The organism is Streptomyces sp. LBL (assembly GCF_029893585.1).
Lineage (GTDB): Bacteria > Actinomycetota > Actinomycetes > Streptomycetales > Streptomycetaceae > Streptomyces.
In genome coordinates this window covers 189,446-195,576 of record NZ_JARXYX010000017.1, presented here as the reverse complement: position 1 = coordinate 195,576, position 6,131 = coordinate 189,446, and the positions used below count along the sequence as shown (strand labels likewise).

The 6,131-nt window shown below is 69.8% G+C and carries 5 protein-coding genes; 2 read left to right on the top strand and 3 right to left on the bottom strand.

The features are described from left to right. The first annotated feature begins 575 nt into the window (after positions 1–575). On the top strand, positions 576–1,610 hold the full coding sequence (gene trpS / locus M2271_RS21760; protein WP_280888957.1) for a tryptophan--tRNA ligase: 1,035 nt from the start codon (positions 576–578) through the stop codon (positions 1,608–1,610). A 47-nt stretch (positions 1,611–1,657) separates the two neighbouring features. Here the strand turns inward: trpS and proC are convergent, their stop codons facing one another. From proC to M2271_RS21745, 3 genes are all read right to left on the bottom strand, one after another. Next, entirely contained in the window at positions 1,658–2,470 is an 813-nt protein-coding gene (proC, locus tag M2271_RS21755; RefSeq protein ID WP_280888956.1) for a pyrroline-5-carboxylate reductase, read from the bottom strand. 417 nt (positions 2,471–2,887) lie between these two features. Then, positions 2,888–3,394 carry an EamA/RhaT family transporter gene (locus M2271_RS21750; RefSeq protein WP_280888955.1) on the bottom strand — a complete coding sequence of 169 codons (507 nt, stop codon included), beginning with the start codon at positions 3,392–3,394 and terminating at the stop codon, positions 2,888–2,890. 43 nt (positions 3,395–3,437) lie between these two features. Further along, positions 3,438–3,770 (bottom strand): SH3 domain-containing protein, encoded by a 333-nt coding sequence (locus M2271_RS21745; RefSeq protein WP_280888954.1) that lies wholly within the window; start codon positions 3,768–3,770, stop codon positions 3,438–3,440. A 183-nt stretch (positions 3,771–3,953) separates the two neighbouring features. Between M2271_RS21745 and M2271_RS21740 the strand changes: the two genes are divergently transcribed. Then, entirely contained in the window at positions 3,954–6,059 is a 2,106-nt protein-coding gene (locus tag M2271_RS21740) for a serine/threonine-protein kinase (RefSeq protein WP_280888953.1), read from the top strand. Positions 6,060–6,131: the final 72 nt, after the last annotated feature.

Below are 6,131 nucleotides of genomic sequence, written 5' to 3'. Positions count from 1 at the left end.
TTTTCCGATCCGATTTCCTCGGTGCTTTCCAGGTTCCCGCTCTCGCGTTTCCCTTTCCGGCGGTTCCGACTCTATCAGATCCTTTCGGGCCTGATCCCCGGTCAGCGGGGTTGTCTTCGCGGCTGTTGGGCCGCTCCGACGAGTGAGACTTTAGCGGATTCCCGGCTCCCGACGCTAATCGGGGGCTGCGTCCTTTCGAACGCGGATTCCTCATTCGCAAATACCCGTGCCAATGACACGACAACAGAACGACTGATCATCGCGTGCTGGTTGGTCCTGCGGAATGGCTGTCCGGGGACCGACCGGGGTCGGCGCTCACGTCGGACAACTCGGAGAACACTACGTACCGGGTCGGGGTGTGTCAACTTCAGTCCTGACGGGGCTTGGGAGGCGTAATCTGGACCACATGACTACACGTACGTGCACCCAGCTGTGGTGGGCCGCCTGACGGCGGCCGTTCTCACGTATGTACTCGACGGCCGCCGCTTCGGCGGCCGTTTCTGTATCTCCCTCCAGCACTCCGGAGGGGCAGCCGGCCGGCCGAGGCGGTGGCCCGACCGGGAGGAGAGGGAGAGATGACAGAGACGACGCGGGTATTCAGCGGGGTCAAGCCGACCGGGCATCTGACGCTGGGGAACTACCTGGGAGCCATCCGGCGGTGGGCTGCCGTCGATCAGCACCGGGCCGAGGCGCTGTTCTGCATCGTCGATCTGCACGCGCTCACCGTGCACCACGATCCGGCACGGGTGCGACGGCTGAGCCGGCAAGCGGCGACGCTGCTGCTGGCGGCGGGGCTGGATCCCGAGCTGTGCACCGTGTTCGTACAGAGTCATGTGGATGAGCACGCGCGGCTGTCGTACGTGCTGGAGTGCGTGGCCACGGACGGCGCGATGCGGCGGATGATCCAGTACAAGGAGAAGGCCGCGCGCGAGCGGGAGCGGGGCGGCAGTGTGCGGCTGTCGCTGCTGACGTATCCGGTGCTGATGGCGGCGGACATCCTGGCGTACGGGGCTGACGAGGTGCCCGTCGGGGACGATCAGACGCAGCATGTGGAGCTGACGCGGGATCTGGCAGTGCGGTTCAACCAGCGGTACGGGCACACGTTCGTGGTACCTCGGGCGATGCCTCCGGAGGTGGCGGCTCGGGTGATGAACCTGCAGGACCCGATGTCGAAGATGGGGAAGAGCGACGACGCCGGGCCGGGGATCGTCTATCTGCTCGACGAGCCGGACGTGGTGCGGAAGAAGGTCATGCGGGCGGTGACCGACAGTGGGCGGGATGTCGTCCACGACCGGGAGTCGCGGCCGGGACTCGCCAATCTGCTGGAGATCCTCGCCTGCTGCACGGGTGGGAACCCATCGGACCTGAGCGGTGTATATGAGTCGTACGGCGCCTTGAAGAAGGACACCGCGGAGGCGGTGGTCGAGGTACTCAGGCCCGTGCAGGACAGGCACAGGGAGCTGTGCGCGGATCCTGGCTTTGTGGAGGGGGTGCTGCGAGATGGGGCGGAGAGAGCGCGGGCCATGGCGCGGCCGACCGTGGATGCCGCTTATCGCGCGATCGGATTGCTGCCCGGCGCATCCGATAACGCGGGGAGCGCGGCTCGGTAGCCGAGCGGTGTCCGTGTGCCGCCCCCTGGGTCGGGGGCGGCCGGGCATCAGCTGTTGTTGCCGGAAGCCAGTTCGCGGCTGCGGTCGCGGGCGGCTTCGAGGGCGGCGATAAGGGCGGCTCGTACGCCGTGGTTCTCGAGTTCGCGGATGGCGCTGATGGTCGTGCCCGCGGGAGAGGTGACGTTCTCGCGGAGCTTGACCGGGTGTTCGCCGCTGTCGCGGAGCATGACGGCGGCGCCGATCGCGGACTGGACGATCAGGTCGTGGGCCTTGTCGCGGGGCAGGCCGAGGAGGATGCCGGCGTCCGTCATGGCTTCGACCAGGTAGAAGAAGTACGCCGGGCCGGAGCCGGAGAGGGCGGTGCACGCGTCCTGCTGGGACTCGGGGACGCGGAGCGTCTTGCCGACGGCGCCGAAGATCTCCTCGCTGTGGGCCAGGTGGTCGGCGGTGGCGTGGGTGCCGGCGGAGATGACGGACATGGCCTCGTCGACCAGGGCGGGCGTGTTCGTCATGACGCGGACGACAGGGGTGCCGGTGGCGAGGCGTTCCTCGAAGAAGGAGGTGGGGATGCCGGCCGCGCCGCTGATGACGAGGCGGCCGGCGGGGACGTGCGGGGCGAGTTCGTCGAGGAGGGTGCCCATGTCCTGCGGTTTGACCGTGAGGATCAGGGTGTCGGCGGCCTTGGCGGCTTCCGGGTTGGTGACCGGGGTGACTCCGTAGCGGGTGCGGAGTTCTTCGGCTCGCTCGGGGCGGCGGGCGGTGACCAGAAGGTCGGCCGGGGCCCAGCCGGCGCGGATCATTCCGCTGAGCAAGGCTTCACCGATCTTGCCGGCGCCGAGGACTGCGACTTTCTGGGTCATGGCTGAGGTGCCCTCCGGGGGGTGCGACGTCCGCGTTCATCCTCGCATCGGGGGCGTCTGTGCGGGTGGGATGTCCGGTGGGCGGGATCTGGGCTTGGCGGGTGGGCGGGACGGCGTGCTGCCGGGTAGGCAAGGCCGGTGTGCTGCCGGGTGGGCCGGGGCCGCGGCAGTCAGGGGTACGTCCCCGTCCTGCGCCGGAGAGTCCCTGCCAACGGCCTCCATCCCTGATCTTGCGTGCGTTTCCCTCCCCGGCTTCAGCCGGGGAGGGAAACGCATCCTTGGTCTCGGAGCCGCGAAGCGGTGTATTACGCTGCGCGTCTGCTTCGGCAGCGGTCAGGGCTTGGCCGTCCTGCGGGGCTTGTGTCCCAAGGGAGAAGCCCCCTCGTTCACGAGGGGGAGGAGTCACGGACAGAACACCTAGGCGCGGCGGCGCTTCTTCGACGGGTTGCCGGTGCGGCGGGAGGTGCGCTTCTGGTGATGCTTGAGGGCTGCCCCGTACTCCTCGCGGTGGAGTTTCTCGCCGGGGGCCTCGGTGAGGGAACGGAAGAAGTAGGCGAGGAGTGAGCCGACGAAGCCGATGGCGAGGAGGCCGCGGAGGGAGGCCTGGCGGACGGGGTCCGGGCGTTTGCTGAAGCCGTCCCAGGTGTGCCGGAAGGCCAGGGCGCTGCAGGCGACGAACATGACCACGACCAGAACGGTGACGAAGCTGCCGGTGTCGGCGATCTGGAGACCCTCGTAGGCGAAGCGGAGGACCAGGCAGGAGACGGTCGCGGCCGCGAGGGAGCCGACGGCTGCCGCGACGCGGCGGGCGGGGTAGCCGTTGTCGTGCTCGACCCAGGTGGTGCCGAAGAGGCGGAGGGGTTCGGGGCGGGGGCCGCCCTCGGAGCCCGCGGGAGTTTCCTGGGGGCCGGTTTCGTCGCTCACGCGTCGATTATGGCTCCAGGCCGTCCGCGGGCTCCGGTCGGGCTCAGGCGCAGCGCGAGGCCACGTAGCCGTCGCTGCCGGTGTTCACATAGGAGTCCGCGACGTACTGGCCGTTGCTGATGTTGTCCCAGATGTTCGACGTGCCGTACGGGCCCGTGACCGTCGTTCCCGGCGTCTGGCAGTAGATCGGGACGTGGGCTCCCTCGGACAGGACACGCACGATGGTGTAGCTGGTGCCCGGGCCACTGCGGACGTTCAGACTCACGCCCGGAGCGACGGCGTAGGTGAGCACGGACGCGGTGACCGTCGCGCTCGTCGCCGTGACACCCTCGGCCTCGCCGGCACCTTCGGTCTCTTCGATGTGGCCAACAGACATGGAAAGCCTCCCCCGTTGAACCCCATGACTGCCATGGGGTCCCGTTGATTCCCCTGAATCACGCCGTGAAACCTCTGCGTGCACGTCTCCCGTGGCGGCCGGCCGGCCGCCTCCGTCTCGCACGACTCATCGACTAGGCTCCGTGCGTCGCGCGCGCGGACGATCAGCACGGGGGTGGTTCCCATGGCGCCACAGCGCAACAGCGGAGCGGGCGCGGAAGCGGAACTTCCTGAACACGCCGGCCACTACCGTCTGGAGTCGCGTCTCGGCTCCGGCGGCATGGGAGTCGTGCACCTGGCCCGCAGCACCTCCGGCATGAAGCTCGCGGTGAAGGTCGTACACAGCGAGTTCGCGAAGGACCCCGAGTTCAGGGGGCGGTTCCGGCAGGAGGTCGCCGCGGCGCGAAGGGTGAGCGGGGCCTTCACCGCGTCTGTCGTCGACGCCGATCCCGAGGCCGAACGGCCGTGGATGGCCACGCTGTTCATCCCCGGACCGACCCTGGCGGACCAGGTGAAGCGGAATGGCCCGATGGAGGCCGCGCAGTTGCGCCGGCTGATGGCCGGGCTGGCCGAGGCGCTCCGCGACATCCACCGCGTCGGCGTCGTGCACCGGGATCTGAAACCGAGCAACGTGCTGCTCGCCGAGGACGGGCCGAAGGTCATCGACTTCGGTATTTCCCGGCCGAAGGACAGCGAACTGCGGACCGAGACGGGCAAGTTGATCGGCACTCCGCCCTTCATGGCACCCGAGCAGTTCCGGCGGCCTCGGGAGGTCGGTCCCGCCGCCGACGTCTTCGCCCTCGGGTCCGTGATGGTGCACGCGGCCACGGGGCGTGGGCCGTTCGACTCCGACAGTCCGTACGTCGTCGCTTACCAGGTCGTGCATGACGAGCCCGATCTGACCGACGTTCCGGAGAGTCTCGCGCCGCTCGTGCTGCGGTGCCTCTCGAAGGAACCCGAGGACCGGCCCACGCCCGACGAGTTGATGCGGGAACTGCGGTCGGTCGCCGCGTCGTACGACACCCAGGCGTTCATACCGGCGCAGCGGGCGGGGGACCTACCGGTCCCGGAGCCCGCCGGCGAGCGCGAGGAACCACAGCGACCGTCGCGCAGGCGCCTGCCCGGACGGCAGGCGGCCCTCGCCGCGGCGGCGCTCCTCGTCGTGGGTGGGGTTGTCGGCTCGGTCCAGTGGCTCGGCGGCGAGCGTGCCGCGCCGAGGAGTACCTCGCCTGGGACCACACCGGCCGTGTTGCGGGCGTGGGAGGCGAAGCCCTTGGCCAAGAGCGGGCAGGTGCCTCAGTGCTCCGCGGGTGCGGGGAGGCTCGTGTGCGCGCAGCGCGGCCTGGTCTTCGCCCTGAACCCGTCCGACGGGACGTTGCTGTGGCGCCGCTCGGTCGACGAGAGGACCAGGAACGGACCGCCGGTCGTGTCCGGTGGTCTCGTACAGCCTCTGACCGACGAGCGTGGACGGCTGGAGGCGTTCGACCCGGCCTCGGGAACAACGCGTTGGCAGCGGAACATGCCCGCGTTCAACGGTATGCGGCTCGCAGGCGGAACGTTGCTGCTCACCGGCGCCGACGGAACGGTGACCGGCGTGGACAGCTCGTCCGGCGAGACGAGGTGGAGCCGGCGGCTGCCGGGGCTGAGTGAGCCGTACTTCTCCTCGTTCCCCGGCGATCCTCTGGCCTACGCCACGCGCGCCGTCGGCGGATCCGGCGGATCCGGCACGGCGGTCACCGCGGTGGATCCCGCCACGGGCACCGTGCGGTGGGAGAAGCGGCTGAAAGGAGACCTGGAGTCCATCGGCGCGCGGGACGGATCCGTCTTCTTCCGTTCCGTCGACGCCGCCTCCGAAACCACGAAGGCCGTCGTCCGCTACACCCGGCGGACCGACACCTCGCGGCGGGTGGCGCTACCGGTCCCACGTCTGGACACGCTGGCCACCGTGCGCGGGAACGTCGTCCTCGTGCTGGCCGGCGGCGGATCTCTGGAGGCCTTCGATCTCGACGCGGGCAAGCGGCTGTGGCATCTCGAGACCGCGGTGAGCCGCGGTTCGGCGCCGGTGTCCGACGGCGACCACGTGTACTTCTCCGCTGCCGACGGAAGGCTGCTCGCCGTCGACGCACGCAGCGGACGGCTCGTGGGGCAGACCAGGCCACGGCTCGCCGCCGACTCGGACCGGGTCGCAGCGGCCCTGCCCGAACCCGTGATCGCCGACCACCACGTCTACGCCGGCGCCCCCGACGGAACCGTCTTCGCCGTGGACGCCCGGAACCCGTCGGCCTGGTAGCACGCGGAAGGGGCCGCCCCGAAGGGACGGCCCCTCACAACGAGGGCTGCCAACGAGGGCTGCCAACGAGGG